The sequence below is a fragment of the Eggerthella sp. BIOML-A1 genome (assembly GCF_009875595.1).
In the GTDB taxonomy this organism is placed as follows: domain Bacteria; phylum Actinomycetota; class Coriobacteriia; order Coriobacteriales; family Eggerthellaceae; genus Eggerthella; species Eggerthella lenta.
In genome coordinates this window covers 67,185-81,809 of sequence record NZ_WWRZ01000002.1, presented here as the reverse complement: position 1 = coordinate 81,809, position 14,625 = coordinate 67,185, and the positions used below count along the sequence as shown (strand labels likewise).

General features: G+C 55.6%; 13 protein-coding genes. 1 reads left to right on the top strand and 12 read right to left on the bottom strand.

What is annotated here, in order from left to right; translation table 11 throughout:
* Positions 1 to 18: 18 nt before the first annotated feature.
* Positions 19 to 1,434 (bottom strand): helix-turn-helix transcriptional regulator, encoded by a 1,416-nt coding sequence (locus GT590_RS14795; protein ID WP_035585793.1) that lies wholly within the window; start codon positions 1,432 to 1,434, stop codon positions 19 to 21.
* A gap of 117 nt (positions 1,435 to 1,551) precedes the next feature.
* Here GT590_RS14795 and GT590_RS02145 point away from each other — a divergent pair, with 117 nt between their 5' ends.
* Positions 1,552 to 2,235 (top strand): alpha/beta fold hydrolase, encoded by a 684-nt coding sequence (locus tag GT590_RS02145; RefSeq protein WP_035585792.1) that lies wholly within the window; start codon positions 1,552 to 1,554, stop codon positions 2,233 to 2,235.
* A 1,049-nt stretch (positions 2,236 to 3,284) separates the two neighbouring features.
* Here GT590_RS02145 and GT590_RS02140 read toward each other — a convergent pair.
* From GT590_RS02140 to GT590_RS02090, 11 genes are all read right to left on the bottom strand, one after another.
* On the bottom strand, positions 3,285 to 4,496 hold the full coding sequence (locus GT590_RS02140) for an acetyl-CoA carboxylase biotin carboxylase subunit family protein (RefSeq protein ID WP_035585790.1): 1,212 nt from the start codon (positions 4,494 to 4,496) through the stop codon (positions 3,285 to 3,287).
* Positions 4,493 to 5,569: a hypothetical protein gene (locus GT590_RS02135; RefSeq protein ID WP_035585789.1), complete on the bottom strand. Its 1,077-nt coding sequence runs from the start codon at positions 5,567 to 5,569 to the stop codon at positions 4,493 to 4,495. The genes GT590_RS02140 and GT590_RS02135 overlap by 4 nt, the downstream gene beginning before the upstream one ends.
* The gene (locus tag GT590_RS14735) at positions 5,566 to 6,228 is read right to left on the bottom strand and encodes a hypothetical protein (protein ID WP_035585788.1); all 663 of its coding nucleotides are present in this window, start codon (positions 6,226 to 6,228) and stop codon (positions 5,566 to 5,568) included. Before GT590_RS14735 ends, GT590_RS02135 begins: the two co-directional genes overlap by 4 nt.
* Complete coding sequence (locus GT590_RS02125; RefSeq protein ID WP_147271451.1) at positions 6,225 to 7,214, bottom strand: hypothetical protein; 990 nt, start codon at positions 7,212 to 7,214, stop codon at positions 6,225 to 6,227. Before GT590_RS02125 ends, GT590_RS14735 begins: the two co-directional genes overlap by 4 nt.
* Positions 7,215 to 7,293: 79 nt before the next feature.
* Positions 7,294 to 8,328: a pseudaminic acid synthase gene (gene pseI, locus GT590_RS02120; RefSeq protein WP_035585786.1), complete on the bottom strand. Its 1,035-nt coding sequence runs from the start codon at positions 8,326 to 8,328 to the stop codon at positions 7,294 to 7,296.
* A complete protein-coding gene (gene pseF, locus GT590_RS02115) occupies positions 8,315 to 9,028 on the bottom strand; it encodes a pseudaminic acid cytidylyltransferase (protein WP_035585785.1) in 714 nt (237 codons plus the stop codon). Before pseF ends, pseI begins: the two co-directional genes overlap by 14 nt.
* Positions 9,021 to 9,686, bottom strand: a complete 666-nt coding sequence (locus tag GT590_RS02110; protein WP_232330183.1) for a transferase — start codon at positions 9,684 to 9,686, stop codon at positions 9,021 to 9,023. The genes pseF and GT590_RS02110 overlap by 8 nt, the downstream gene beginning before the upstream one ends.
* A gap of 14 nt (positions 9,687 to 9,700) precedes the next feature.
* Positions 9,701 to 10,900, bottom strand: a complete 1,200-nt coding sequence (gene pseC / locus GT590_RS02105; protein WP_035585784.1) for a UDP-4-amino-4,6-dideoxy-N-acetyl-beta-L-altrosamine transaminase — start codon at positions 10,898 to 10,900, stop codon at positions 9,701 to 9,703.
* Positions 10,901 to 10,909: 9 nt separating this feature from the next.
* The gene (gene pseB, locus GT590_RS02100) at positions 10,910 to 11,932 is read right to left on the bottom strand and encodes a UDP-N-acetylglucosamine 4,6-dehydratase (inverting) (RefSeq protein ID WP_035585783.1); all 1,023 of its coding nucleotides are present in this window, start codon (positions 11,930 to 11,932) and stop codon (positions 10,910 to 10,912) included.
* A gap of 38 nt (positions 11,933 to 11,970) precedes the next feature.
* On the bottom strand, positions 11,971 to 13,386 hold the full coding sequence (locus GT590_RS02095) for a lipopolysaccharide biosynthesis protein (protein ID WP_035585782.1): 1,416 nt from the start codon (positions 13,384 to 13,386) through the stop codon (positions 11,971 to 11,973).
* Positions 13,386 to 14,624 carry a hypothetical protein gene (locus GT590_RS02090; RefSeq protein WP_114518647.1) on the bottom strand — a complete coding sequence of 413 codons (1,239 nt, stop codon included), beginning with the start codon at positions 14,622 to 14,624 and terminating at the stop codon, positions 13,386 to 13,388. The genes GT590_RS02095 and GT590_RS02090 overlap by 1 nt, the downstream gene beginning before the upstream one ends.
* Position 14,625 lies beyond the last annotated feature (1 nt).

The window sequence follows — 14,625 nt, the reverse complement described above, 5'->3', positions numbered from 1 at the left end:
CGGTTCCGAGCCCGTCGGCTATCCACCGAACCCGTCGAGCAGCTTCAGTAGATCCTGGCGGTTGCTCACGCCCGCCTTCTCGTAGATATGGCCGATGTGGGTTTTCACGGTGCTGTGCGCCACGAACAGCTCGTCGGCGGCCGCCTGGACGCTGCGCCCGCGAGCGATGAGGCCGAGCACCTCGATTTCCCGCGTCGACAAGCCGAACATATAGGCGAACGCCTCGATGCGGCCGTCGAGCGGTTCGTCCCCGGCATCGCGCGGTATGCCGTCCGCGCCCGCCGCGAGCAGGTTCTTCCCCGGCACGTCGAACGAACCCGCCAGGATGAACACGAACACGAGGCCGAGCGCGATGGCAGTTGCCCACGTGCTTGCCGCCTTCGCCAGAACCAGGCCGCCGAAGAACGCCGCGAGCAACGACGCTTGCACCACGGCGCCCCCGAAGCCGAAGATGCGCCAGGGGCTCTCGCGCGCAGCGAGCGTAATGCGCGCGAACGCGACCATAATGAACATCTCGAACAGGATGGTGCCGGCGAGCACCATGGCCGATGCGAGCACCTGGTCTTCGGCCCGTGCAAGCGCGAGCAGGATGAGGCCGATCGAGATGATGGGCACGACGAACCGGTAGAGCAGCGCCGAGTAACGCTCGTGGCGCGCCAGAGCGTAGTCGGCCCCGGCGACGATGGCCATGATCACCGTGTAGATGCCGTAGGTTTGGAACAGAGCGCCGCCCGACGCGTCCGACGCTGCGATGCTCGCGGAGCCCGTGACGAACCCCATGGGCAGCTCGTAGACGAGCAGGCCGACGACGAACGCGAGCGGGAACAGCTTGCCGAGCGGCAGCCGCTGCTTGCGCGCGCACGGTCGAAGCACACGGGCGGGTTCGCGACTTTCAGGAGGAAGGCCGAGCATGGCGGCACCCGAGAGCATGGGCAGCGCCACGAGAGAGACGGTTGCTACGGTCGCATCGATGTGCGTGGTCACGAACCACATGACCGTGCCCAGCACCGTGGCGACAAGGAAGACCGATCCCGGCCTCTTATGGCCTATCAGAACCGTGAACGGCGACATCCAACACAAGAACAGCAAAGCCCCGCCGCACGCTGCGACGGCTCGCGCAGCCATGACGCACGGCACGGGAAGCCCGAAGAACAAGGCGGCCAGCAGGCCTGCCGTGCCAGCGGCGCACAGCCCCGCCGAGAGGGCGAACGTACGTCTTTGCGCGTAACCCAGCATGAACCGCAACGCCGCGATAACGCAGGCGATTTGCACGAGCAGGTACGCTGCATGGACGACGAGCGAGGCGCTCCCGGCATCGAGGGACGAGGACGACCAGACGAACGGGCTCGACGTCATCGACAGCCACCAGGCGCTCGACGCGCCCAGCCCCAAGCAGAAGAACGCCTCCGACAGCAGTGCGGTGCGCTGGTTCACGGCAACCCCCCCACTCTCCCCTTGCAGCGCTACCCGGCCATTGTACGCCCGTCGATGCTCCAAGCTGGTATGATATCCCGCATCGGGGCGAAACGCCCGCAAAGGGAGGGAGCGGCGATGGACGTCGAGCTGCACTACCGCGAGCAGGGATCGGGCGAGACGCTCATCCTGCTGCACGGCAACGGCGAGGACGGCTCGTACTTCGAGCATCAGATGAGCGCATTCGCGCCGCGTTTTCGCGTAATAGCTCTCGACACGCGCGGGCACGGGAAGTCGCCGCGCGGGAAGGCGCCCTTCACCATCCGCCAGTTCGCCGACGACCTGTTGGAATTCATGGACGAGCGCGGCATCGAGCGCGCTCACTTGCTGGGATTCTCCGACGGAGGGAACATCGCCCTCGTGTTCGCGCTCGCGCATCCCGAGCGCGTGGGCAAGCTGGTGCTCAACGGCGCGAACCTCGACGCGCACGGCGTGAAGCCGTCGGTGCAGCTGCCCATCGAGGCGGGCTATCGCGTGGCGTCGTTCTTCGGGAGGCGGAGCGGGCGGGCGCGCCGCAACGCCGAGATGCTCGGCCTCATGGTGAACGACCCGAACATCGCGCCTGAGGAGCTAGCCGCCCTGAGCATGCCGACGCTGGTGGTGGCCGGCACGAGGGACATGATTAAGGAAGAGCACACCAGGTTTATAGCGAGCAGCATCCCGGATGCAAGGCTCGCCTTCGTGGAGGGGGATCACTTCGTGGCGAGGAAGAACCGGGCGGAGTTCAACGAGGCGGCAGAGGGGTTTCTGCTGGGCAGATGAAACCAGCGATGAAACTGCGGTTTCATGCACAATGCATGCTTATTGCAATTCTGCTGTTTGCTGCTAACGAGGAATGACGGCTTTCGCTGGATCCAATTCTCGGAGTGCGGCAGTCTGCGCCCGGAAACGTTTGATTCTTCTTCTAACAAGGCTTTCGCACCAGTACAGTGCGACTCCCACAACAACGCAAACGAGAACGCTGCCGGCGACTACTTCCCACAAGGGTAGCGCGGCGAGCTTTTGCTACAAGTGGGCGTTCAAGAAATTGAAGTACAGCATCTGGAACAGGTAGACATGGAGCTGCCTTGCTGAGGTATTCCACGCAGCGCGAAACCCTGCCGGGTTGCCGGCTTCTTCCGTCTGCCAGCTCGGCGTACGCGGCAAGAAGCACGTAAAAGACAGAACCGGAGTACAGCGCCGTGATCCGTCAAAAGCGGCTTCTTTCTGAAGCCGCATACATGAACGGGAAGAGGGCGTACATCTGAAAGAGGATGGACACGTAATAGCCTTCCGGCCCGACCCCTCCTGCAAGCCACAGGATCGCAGTCGATGCGACCTCGTCCAATTGGCAGCATTCGACGCCTATTAGATGCGATGCCAAGCTCGAAAGATCCGATCCTCTGCACAAAACTATCGCGAGCATCAGTGCGAAGATCGCCGTATAGGTAATCGCCACGCGGGACAGGCGGGGCGCGGGAACGCTTCGCGCGAGCTCGTCTCGCGCCCGAGTCGACCCGTGCCGCTCGAAAGCCGCCGCGAGCAGAAAGGAGCTGATCACCCAGAGAGGCGGAACGGCTTGATCGATTCAGAAGGGAAACAGAAGGTCTTGCCACATGGAGGCGGTTATCAAGCCCACATGCGTGACGATGATGAACACCTTCAGCGTGACTTTGATCCAGTCAAAACCACAATCCGGGTCATAGATCCAACCTTCGTGTTAATTTGCGTCACTTCTCCACCAACATCAAGGAGTACGGCCGTTTGGACTGCCTAGGCGGCAAGACCGCACCTCTCCCGCACCTTCTTGAATCACAACTCCCTTGAGGTCATCAATGAATTTTGGGGCGACACATAGCAGGAAGTCTCGCAGAAAGAGCTCCAGGATCGCTTTCGCTCGGAAAATGCAAAAGACTCACGCCAATGGAGTCAGAAATGCTTTCTAGCGGTTCAACATGCGAGCCCAGCTCTTTGTAAAGGTGAGTCTCAACATGCGCTCCCTCATACTCTTTTGTGAATTCAAATCCGTTGAAGATGCCCGATGTCTGGGCGTAATGCATGAATTGCACCCAGAGGCCATCCTTTGATTGCTCGAAATGCTTAAGCCCGGATGGGTCACCGACCGCTATCCTAAGCGTAGCTTCAACAATATCGTCACCAGAGATGTAGGAGAAAAAACGCGGAAGGTAGTTACCTCCGTTACGGGGACCAACATCAATGATATAAATGTCGCCTGACTTATTGGCAATTAGCTCAATGTTCATAGCACCCTGAACGATGCCCGCACGAGCGACAAGAGCGGAGAGGACCTCGTGAACAGAGGCATTAACTCTGCTACATTCATCCATCGGATGAATGTAGCACGAAGGAACGACTCCATTTAAAGACAAATCCCGATAGGCACTCATAAGACCCCAGGAGATTATTTTTCCACCCTCAACGAATAGCTCAGCCTCGATAACGCGACCTGCAGTGGCGGTCTCAATATAGCTTTCCATAACCACTTCACCCTTGCGCGAGAATTCGCAAGCACGGTTAAACGCGGCAACGAGCTCGGAAAAATCGCGCACGACAGAAACGCCACGGCTTCCCGCGGAGTCGACAGGCTTGACCACGAGCGGAAGACCAATCATTTGAGCAGCAGACTTAGCAGCCGATCTATCGCCACTGTTAGCAACAACGTTATCTGGCACAGCAAAACCGTTCTCGGCCAAAAAGGCACGGAATCGCCCTTTGTCGCACAGCATGGCAACCGATTCGCAAGGGTTACCAGGTAACCCGAGCCGCTCCGAAACCCATGCCGCGACGGGTGCCGAAGCATCCGAGGCATAGGAAACAACGCCGTCTACGCTCTCGGCACGCGCAACCCTCAGCACCGCTTCACGGTCTATAGTACTCACTTCGTAGAACGAATCGGCCAGTTCCCGTCCCGGGCAATTTGGATCCCAATCGCAAAGCACAGTGCGGTACCCTAAGCGCCGCGCCGCCTCAAAAGAATCGAGCTGCTGAGCCGACCCGCCTAAAAGAAGGACAGCTTTTGTCATTTGACAACCCTTTTCAAACACTCGCTCAGAATACGAAGCATATCGCCAACGTCTGCCGCATCGTAACGCTGATCGCAAGGCAGACACAGCATTCTTCCGACGAATTCATCCACGAATCCAGAACAACCTTCGGCGCTCCTAGGAATGGGCCACAAATACGGGCAATACAAACCCCGCTCGCTCATGCTTGCCTGAAGTTCGTCGCGATCGCAGCAGGGGACGAAAGGCATCCAAAGGGGAGCCGAGCCCTCTTGGTAAAAGCAGGTTACACCCATATCTTGAAGTCCTTTGGCAAGCAGCTTTGCATTCTCGCGTCGTGCCGTCTTCACGGCCTGCCAGCCCACCCCTCCGCAAAGAGCCCTCGATCTCTCCCCCATACCGGACGTTTCCCGGAACGAGTCGAGAAGCTCGTTGCATTCGCGAAGCTCAGAGAGGTACTGCGGCTTGAGTCGCGCATCCATCCCATAAAGATACTCGCGCTTGAGATCCATGGCCGATTCTCTTCGAGACTCGAAATCCTTGCTCACAACCGGGACGACGGGTAGTCGATGTTTGGCAGAAAACGCAATACCACCCTCCGGCAGCCCCGCCCATTTGCGAAGGCTCAGCACCGTGTAGTCGTCTAAATCCGACTTGTCCTCGAAATCATAATCGAGCCAATCGTGAGTAGCGTCTTTAACGATCGTCAACGAGTGCTTCTTTTTGATTTCTTCCAATTCGACGTCGCTGGCAGACGGCAACCCAAAATAATGCATATAGAGAAGGGCGACACGCCCTCTTTTAGCAGCCATCGCATCAACGTCGTCTAAATCGATCCTGAACTCCTCCAAAACGCGGTAATAATGCACATCGAGCCCTTCGTCGAGGAAAGGCCACTCCATGCACTCGCAGCAATAACAAGGCAGCAAGACCTCGTCGGTGCCCGCATTTTTCAGGAAGGAGGCCACGAGACGCAGAGCATCGCGACCCGACCTCGTGTACACATAGCCGCCGCCATCAACGCAGGGCGCTCCTACCACGGTTTCCAAAGGAAACTCACTCCCGTACTCCACGGCTTTCCAATCGTCTTTCATGCGAACTCTATTCCCTTCCTGCCATCCAGGACATAACTTCGAGGCGGCACGAGCACGGCCTCAGTCGGAACATCTTCACGTGCGTATGCCCCGGCTCCTACGAGCGCCCAATCATTGACGACAACGAAGTTGTTGAGCTGCGCCCCGTTCCCAATAAGACAATGGCTTCCCGCCCTGGCATATCCGGAGAAAGACGCCGTGGGCGATATGTTGTTGAAGTCTCCGATCTCGTTATCATGCGAAAGCACGCAGTTCTGCCACAGGATGTTGCAATCGGCGATGCTGCATCTAGGCCCAACCACCGCCCCGGCCATAACAATGTTGCCCTTTCCCAGCATTCCGGACACATGCGCCCCAGGCTGCACCACATTGGGAAAACGATATCCCTTGTTCAACATCTCGCAGTACTTCTCCTCGCGGGTTTTCTGGAGATCCTTTCCGATGAAGCCCATGGCCATGTCGTACTGTTCCGGAGGAAACTCCTTCGCCAAATCTGATTTGGCCACAAAAGGCGGTAACTCCGTATCCATGCGGGCGTCGAGCGCGTCGGACGTAAATGCGGCCACCTCGATGCCCGCCTCGATCGCAATGGAGTATACGAGCGTTGCAGTATCGCCAGTTCCATATATGACAAGCGGTCTGACCCCACCTTTATTCACTTGGGCCCCCTTTGCGCAATGTCGAGAATCTGCTTCGCAATGCGCTCTGCGCCCCTGCCGTCAACCCCCAGAGTAGAAGCTGCGCTGATCTGGGCGGCGCGCCGCGATGCGTCGACCACAAGGCTATGCGCAGATGCGCATATTTTATCCGTGCCAGCATCCAAATCGGACCTGATGTCTCCAATGAATTCCATGATGCCGGGCACAAAACCGTTCTCGGCCTGATCGGCCGATGTTGCGTATGCGACCATGGGTACCCTGCATAGCGCAAGTTCGTAGACCGAATGACCGCATGCCGTGATCGCGATGTCGCATTCCGACATAAGGGACGCCATATCCCTCACCGATTCGTGAACGAAAACGCTGGCGTCATCCTCGGCCAATGAAAGAACCTTGTTGCGACAACCGGATGTCGGCCCCACTACGACGTGCTTTTCGATCGCACTCCAGAAAGAGTCGCCCTGAAGTTTTTCAAGGATGCGCGCGCACATTCCTAGCTGGTCAGAGCCTCCTGCTACGATCAACACGCTCTTAACGTAATTGGCAAAGCTGCGTTTATTCATATCAAGAAACTCTCTTCTCGCCGGAACGTAACGCGCACCGAACAGAAGAGCTATTCCATCACGGCCGAAACGGTCCTTCAGCCATTGCTCATCTGAGCTAGGAAGATACGACACGACGAGATCGAGGCCTCGTGTGAACTTCCTTCCAAATGCGAAGCTTCCCACCGGGCACAAGGCTCGAACGGACTCGAAGTAGGAATCCGTTGCATCGAAGCTATCCACGAAAACGAATTGCGCATCTATATCGCGCAGTACAAGGGAGAGCCTTTGAAACTCGCCCATGAGATTAGCGGGATCCGTTTCGAGCACCAGAACCTCAAAACCGCGTGATTCGATGATCTCTTTTGGCTGTTTGTCGGCGCAAACATAAAGCACATGGGCGCCGGCGACTCGAAGTGCCTCCGCAATGGAAAGCGTTCTCATCACGTGCCCCATGCCGACGGACCTGGAACCGTCGGCGCGAATGGCAATCGTAGGACAGCTTGCGAGCTTCGCCTTCACTCTATGAGTCCAGATCCTCTTGCCTAATTGGCGAACCAAAGGGGATATCCCGCCGCGCCGTCTTGCCGAGTAGTTTCGGAAGGTGCTTCGAGGCCAGACCGTGGGCAGGGCGAATGCTGCGAATGTTTTCGTTTGTAAAAGTATCCCCTATATGAATAGGCGCTACGGCATAGAGGGATCGACGACCCGCGATGTTCTCTTCCTCGCGTGGGGTGCGCTCATAAGTGACATGCCCCACCGCGTCGCGCGCACAGCGTACAGCTTCGATCATGCTCTTGAATTCTTCGCAATCCATGGAGAAAGCGGAATCCACCGTCTCTTCAGCGCGAGTGATACAGAAATGCTTTTCGATCACGCTTGCGCCAAGAGCTGCGGCGGCGACGTCCACCGTCCAGCCCATTGAATGATCGGACAGGCCCACCGTGCAGCCAAAGCGCTCACGCATATCCGCCATAGTCGCAATATTCATATCCGCATAAACGGCGGGATACTCGCTCGTGCACTTGAGAAGCACTATCTGATCGTTGTTCATGCGATGGCAGGCGTCGACCGCATCTTGGATCTCCTCGACCGTGCCCATGCCGCAGGAGATGACCATGGGCTTGCCTTTTGAGGCCGCGTACTCGATAAGGGGAATGTCCACCAGCTCGGGCGACGCGATTTTATACGCTTCGCAGCCGATGGACTCAAGAAAATCGACAGATGTAGGATCGAACACCGAGCTAAGGAAGTCCATACCCAATCGCTCGCACTCGCTCTTGATTTCTCCCTGCCACTCCCAAGGCGTATACGCTTCCTTGTAGAGGTCGTAGAGAGTGCGCCCCTGCCAGAGGCCCTTCAAGGTTTGGAAATCCGAACTGTCGCAGTCGATGGTTATCGTATCGGCTGTGTAAGTCTGAAGCTTCAAGCAGTCTGCCCCAGCGACCGAAGCGGCCGCCACTATCTCCATGGCCTTTTCAAGACTTCCACCATGATTGCCGCTCATCTCGGCGATGAAGTAAACGTCTCCGTTGCTAATAATGTCAAATAGTTTCATTTTCGCTCTCTCCATCTTTCCACATGAGATATTTCATCTCGGCCATTCGCCAGTCGCTCGGAGTGTCTATATCCTGAACAAGGGCGGGATCTATATAGTACCCCCTGCAATTGGGCATCATAAAGGAACGGAACCGTTCCCACGATGCCGTACGCGCAAAATAAAAGCGACCGCAATCATGAGCGGTTCTCGGCAGATCCTGACTCCGCGTAAGCGCATTCTCCGGACGCTCCCAAGTGAGATTGCCGTCGTCGCTCAACAAGAAGGCCCGTTGAGGAGGAAAGTCGAAATCCGTCACTGCAACAACGGAGGACGTGTCCGTGTTCGTAAGCAGCTTGGCCGCGTTGCGCAACTCTTCCGCCGTGATAAAAGGTGCCGTCGGGTAAATACAGGCGAGAATATCGAACTCGCTATCACGCGAACGATACTCGAAAAGAACTTCAGACAAGACATCGGCACTCGTTGCATGGTCATCGCTATTATTTTCGCTGCGAAGGAACGGCACGCTCGCGCCATATTCCTTAGCGATCTCCGCGATCTCCTCATCGTCGGTCGATACCATCACTTCGTCGAAAAGCCCGCTCTCGAGCGCCGCCTCGATAGAATATGCGATGATGGGCTTACCGCAAAACTCTTTGATGTTCTTGCGCGGTATGCGCTTCGAACCGCCGCGAGCCGTGATAACGGCGATGCTACTCATAGCGAAACACCTCCTCGACATACGATCGAACCGCATCCGCGCGATTCTCTTTGATCACGAGATTCGGGCTTTGTCCGAAAACGAGTGAATTGCTGGGGATATCCACATCTTTCACGTACGCATTGGCGCCGATAATCACGTTGCTGCCTATCTCGCAATCGCCGATTACCTTACTGTCCGACAGCATGAAAACCGATTGGCCGAACCGAGGGTAGATACCCCGGTTGTTCCCGACCGTGCATCCCTGCGAAAACGTGAAATAATCCGAATAGCTTGCACGCCCCATAACGGATCCCAGCGGATGGTCGAACGTGAAGATGTCGGGCAACTCTACCTGGTAGAACAAATCAACGGAAGCCATCGCCTTGTTAAGAGCGTACAGCTTGTCACTCACAGACGCACCCCCCCCCCCAAGGAATATACAGCGAGCCAGCTCGTAGAGAAAGCGCGACCATTGACGCCCATGAAGAGGATCGAATTTGGTTACACCCGCTTCGCTGTAATACTTGTTCCTGGTTTTCGAAAAGGATCTCTCGCATTTATCCAGCGCGCAGGGGACGCTTTGCTCAACTGCCTTCTTGTCGTCTTCGCTTAAAACGAAGAACGAGCTGAGCTGCCTTAACAACAGTACGTTGATCTCGCTTATCGATTGCGTCATCAACATATAGATCCTTAACCCTGAGCCTTGCACCAATCTATCAACTTACGAACGGCTTTCACTACGTCTTGCATGTCGTCGTCCGTCATGCAACAGTGTAGCGGAAGCGTGACCGCCTCGTCGTAGTAGCGGTTGGCCTCGGGACAGCACTCGGGATCGTAGCCGAGCTTTTCGTAGTAAGGCAGGCGATAGACCGGCAAGTAGTGCACGTTCACGCCGATCCCCTCAGCGCGCAGAGCATCGAAAATGAATCGCCGCGTGACTCCAAGCGCTTCCACGCCAAAACGCAGAACATAGAGATGACGCGTCGTATCGCTGGGTGCTGGATCGAGCTGGAAGGAAACCTCGGGGATATCCGCGAACGCTTCGTTATAGTACTTCACGATCTCGCGGCGTCGCTTGGAAAAGCCTTCGAGGCGCTTCATTTGCGAAACGCCCAGCGCCGCCTGGATATCACTCATCCGATAGTTGTAGCCCAGCTCGAGCTGCTCGTAGCACCAGCCTCCCTCATCGGGATTTTGCATCTGCGCGCGATCCCTCGTGATGCCGTGCTTCGAGAACAGGACGATGCTCCTGGCGAGCTCGGGGTCGTTCGTCGTCACCGCGCCGCCCTCGCCGGTGGTGATGGTTTTGACAGGATGGAAGCTGAACGTGGTCAGATCCGCCACGCTGCCCACCGGACGCCCCTCCCAGGAGGATCCGAGAGAATGCGCGGCGTCTTCGACAAGCACGAGATTGAACTCGTCGCAGATCGCCCGTATCGCGCCCAGGTCGACGGGCACGCCGCCGAAATCGACCGCGATGACGGCCTTCGTGCGCGGTGTGATCTTAGACCTAATAGACTCGGGGGAAATGTTCCACGTGCGAGGATCTATGTCGGCGAAAACCGGCGTCCCGCCGCAGTACAGCACGCAGTTCGCCGAGGCTGCGAACGTGATGGGCGACACGATCGCCTCGTCGCCCCCGCCGACCCCCGCCGCAAGGCATGCCACGTGCAGCGCCGCCGTGCCGTTGGCCACGGCGGCTGCGTAGCGGGCACCCGTCGCTTCTCGGATCGCGTCCTCGAACCGCTCGGTGGCCGGCCCGCAGGTCAAGTAATCGCTCTTGAGGGTCGAGACGACGGCTTGGACGTCGTCGTCGGATATGCTCTGATGCCCATAGCCCAACAGCGGCTCTCGAACCGGTCCGCCCCCGTTGATCGCTAGCTCTTCCACGCCGGCCTCCTAGTACTTGATCTCCATGCCGGACACGAGCTTCCGCAACTCCTCGACCGACAGCCACTCGTCGTTCGTCCCCGAGTCGTACACGAACCCCGACTCCACCTTCTTGCCGCCTCGCAAATCGACCTTCGACAGGTCGCACCACTCCATATGAGGGTAGATGACGTAGTTCTTCTCGTACTCGTAAGTGGTCATGCTGTCCGCCGCCGGCACCATGCACTCGTGCAGCTTCTCGCCCTCGCGGATGCCCACCTCCACCTGCTTGAGGTTCGGAGCCATGGCCGTCGCGAGGTCGGTCACCCTGAAGGAGGGAATCTTGGAGATGAACGTCTCGCCGCCCTGGGCCTCGGCGAGCGCCTTCACCACGAGCCCGATGCCCTCGGCGAGCGAGATCCAGAAGCGCGTCATGCGCAGGTCGGTTATCGGGAGCTCCTTCGTGCCGCTTTTGACAAGGTTGTCGAAGAACGGGATGACCGAGCCGCGCGACCCGGCGACGTTGCCGTAGCGCACGACGGAGAACGTCGTACCCGAGCGGCCGCGGTAGGCGTTGGCGGCGACGAACAGCTTGTCGGAGACGAGCTTGGTGCCGCCGTAGAGGTTCACGGGGTTTACGGCCTTGTCCGTGGAGAGCGCCACGACCTTCTCGACGCCCGTGTCGAGCGCCGCGTTGATGACGTTGGTGGCGCCGTCGATGTTGGTCCTGATGGCCTCGATGGGGTTGTACTCGCATGCCGGCACCTGCTTGAGGGCGGCGGCGTGGACGACGTAGTCGACGCCCGCGCACGCGCGGCGCAGCCGGGCCTCGTCGCGCACGTCGCCGATGAAGAATCGCAGCTTGGAGTCGTAGTCGGCGCCGGCCTCCTTGCCGAGCGCGATAAATTTGTTGCGCATGACGAACTGCTTGTACTCGTCGCGCGAGTAGACGATGACCTTCTCGGGGTCGTAGTTCTCGAGCACGTAGCGGGCGAACGCGTTCCCGAACGACCCGGTTCCTCCGGTGATGAGTATTGTCTTGTTTGTTAACATGGGTTTCCTTTCCGAGCCTTATCTAATCATTTCTGAAGTTATCGATCTCCAAATAGCGTTCGCACTTTGCCAATTTCGCGTCTGTAGCAAAACGCGAGTACGCAGCTTGTAAGTACTATCGAGATGGCTTTGTATCCCCATGAATCGTAAAAAAGGCAATTTCCTAAACAGAGGAGCAAGATAGCGCCTGCGGATATGGAAGAACGGGCAATGCTATTGATGCAAGGGTAGAAAAGCTGGCCGGTTATAGATTTTGCAAGACATATAAAAATCGATGAAACGCATACCGCGACTCCCGCAGCAAAACCCCCGAAGACTGATGCCAGAACAAACGTAAGCAAAGCATTGATGATTATTCCGATTATGGATATAACGCTAACGTATATAGGCTTGTTGGCGAGCATTGTTCCGTAGCCCGTTGTCTCGCATATAAGGGTTGCTATAGGCGCGGTCATTAGAAGCATGAAATAGGATTGCGATGAAGCGTATCCTGGGCCTACCAGCATATAGAGTGCATCTTGACCCACCACGATTACGCACGTGGCTACGAGCGCGGCAGCCATGACGTAGTCGTGCATCTCGCGTATTCTCGCATGTTCTGCAGCATGATTCTTGTATACAAAAGGAGACCAATAGAGCGAAAACGCCTGTGGAAGTAGGGAAAAGGCAGAAGCGATAGTCATAGCTATTGCCAGAACGCCAGCGTCTTCAAAAAGCCCTAGCCAACCAAGGATGATTTTTCCGATAGATGTTGAGAGTATGAGGACAAGCCCGTTTATGCAACATGGTATCCCAAAAGCAAATAGCAGCTTAATATCTGATCTACTTGGGTGGCTGCCGTCTAGACCGAAGTTCTCTCTTTGTTTAGTCAAAAAATATGTCGAAACAGCAATAGTGCCGAGCGCCATAACCACGATCGACGGAAAGAAATTCGTTGAAACCAGCACTGCAATTGCAAAAAGAAATTTTGATATTAGATTTTGAAGAATCTGCTGCAGGTTGTAATCGCGCACCTCCGACCGCATGCGAGCAATCGTGTTTGACATTCTAAATGCGATTGAACCCGCGATGTAGACACCCAGCACAATCAGCGCGGGGGTATTGCTTTCCCCAAACAGCAAAACCGCTGCCATCTTGGGGCAGGTCAGCAAAATAATAAAGATCAGCGTGCAATTAACTACAGTAGCGACGCATAGCGCCAATAGCGCCATCGTCTTATTACTTAACGATTTCGGCGGGTCGTAAAAGAATCGAATGAACGAACTGTCCAGTCCGAGAAAGGCAAAGTTTGAGACTACGGCGCCAACGGAATAGAAAATGCTTATTTTCGCGTATTCTTCTGCAGGGTAAAAATTCGAAATCAACGGGATGGCCAGTATAGTCATTAATGCGGTTGCTATTGGGGTTAACGAATAACCCGCCAGCCCTTTGATGATCTCTTTTCCCTTGATCATCAGATGTTGTCATTCGTGTTTTGAGACGCGCGGAGTATCTCTTCGATTTTTTCATATATTGTATTCACTCCACCATTTAACTCGTTCTCCAGGAAGCGTTTCTTCATGGCAACAAACGCTTCCTGATCGAAGTCCCGAAGAACCTTTTCGATATCCTTAGCATCATGCGCCGTAGGTACAGCATCGTTAAGCCTGAAATACGAGTCATCGACCTCATCGAATAGAATAAACGGAACATTCATGCAAGCGAAATCAAGGAGAGATGTTGATTGCTCGCTTATGGCGAAATCAAAATCAAGATCAGCGATCGCTTCGTCTTTATACAAATTCACTATTCTTCCCTGCGCCGCCTCAATGAGTTCATCCATGGAGAATTGGCTTCCGGGATGCGTTTTTATCAACAGGTCGAACTTCAAGCGGTTTTGAAGCTCAAATATGGGTTTGAGCGTATGCTCAATGGCTTCCTTGCTGCGACTCGTTGCCAAGCAAACAAGAACTTTCTTTGGCGGACTTTTGATAGCTGATCTTTGCACCCTTAGGCATTCGTCGAATTTGTTTGTACCTGTGATAAAAACCTTTCTCTTATCACCAATCAAATTCGAACTTGCTTTGCCCCATGCGAAAAAATAATCTGCCCGAATGGGTTCGAAAAAGGCTTTATCTTGAATGAGTCCATGTTGCAGCACACATGACTTCTCTGGATACTGCAGTGCGACGATGGAAGAAAAGAAGTGATGATCGCTCATGAGAAGGTATAACTTCGCCTGAGCATCCAGTTTGTTCAGAAAATTACTAAAAGCGTTTGTTAAATATCTGAGCATGCTGTATTCGTACTTGCTGTTTTCTTTCCTGATCGACAAAACCACAGCAAAAGCAGCTCCCGCGAACACAGTTTGGAAGAGCTGGATGACGGGCCATAATATTCCGATCCTTATGTGCTTCGAGCGGCATACTTTTCTTAAAGATAAGGTGCGCGTCTCTTCGTGCTTGTCCAGATCGCTTTTCGTAGCGTGCAAATTCTTAAACATGTTTGAGTTGTTAACCTCGTCCACAAAGACGAGCGCATTGCTTTCTTTCGTCCCAATGGAATTGAATAGCACGATGCCGTATTTGATAAACAGATCGAATCCGGTGCGCTTAATAAAAGAGTCGAGAACTCCGAGTTTCGCAAGCCTTTTACGATCGACCATGAGCTCATGCACTACGCGATCAATCGTGCAACTCTTTCGATTCGACATG

Coding starts and splice junctions, on each gene's coding strand:
- GT590_RS02145 (WP_035585792.1), top strand. CDS start 1,552: ATGGACGTCGAGCTGCACTACCGCGAGCAGGGATCGGGCGAGACGCTC.
- GT590_RS02140 (WP_035585790.1), bottom strand. CDS start 4,496: ATGACAAAAGCTGTCCTTCTTTTAGGCGGGTCGGCTCAGCAGCTCGAT.
- GT590_RS02135 (WP_035585789.1), bottom strand. CDS start 5,569: ATGAAAGACGATTGGAAAGCCGTGGAGTACGGGAGTGAGTTTCCTTTG.
- GT590_RS02125 (WP_147271451.1), bottom strand. CDS start 7,214: ATGAGAACGCTTTCCATTGCGGAGGCACTTCGAGTCGCCGGCGCCCAT.
- pseI (WP_035585786.1), bottom strand. CDS start 8,328: ATGAAACTATTTGACATTATTAGCAACGGAGACGTTTACTTCATCGCC.
- pseF (WP_035585785.1), bottom strand. CDS start 9,028: ATGAGTAGCATCGCCGTTATCACGGCTCGCGGCGGTTCGAAGCGCATA.
- GT590_RS02110 (WP_232330183.1), bottom strand. CDS start 9,686: ATGACGCAATCGATAAGCGAGATCAACGTACTGTTGTTAAGGCAGCTC.
- pseB (WP_035585783.1), bottom strand. CDS start 11,932: ATGTTAACAAACAAGACAATACTCATCACCGGAGGAACCGGGTCGTTC.
- GT590_RS02095 (WP_035585782.1), bottom strand. CDS start 13,386: ATGATCAAGGGAAAAGAGATCATCAAAGGGCTGGCGGGTTATTCGTTA.
- GT590_RS02090 (WP_114518647.1), bottom strand. CDS start 14,624: ATGTCGAATCGAAAGAGTTGCACGATTGATCGCGTAGTGCATGAGCTC.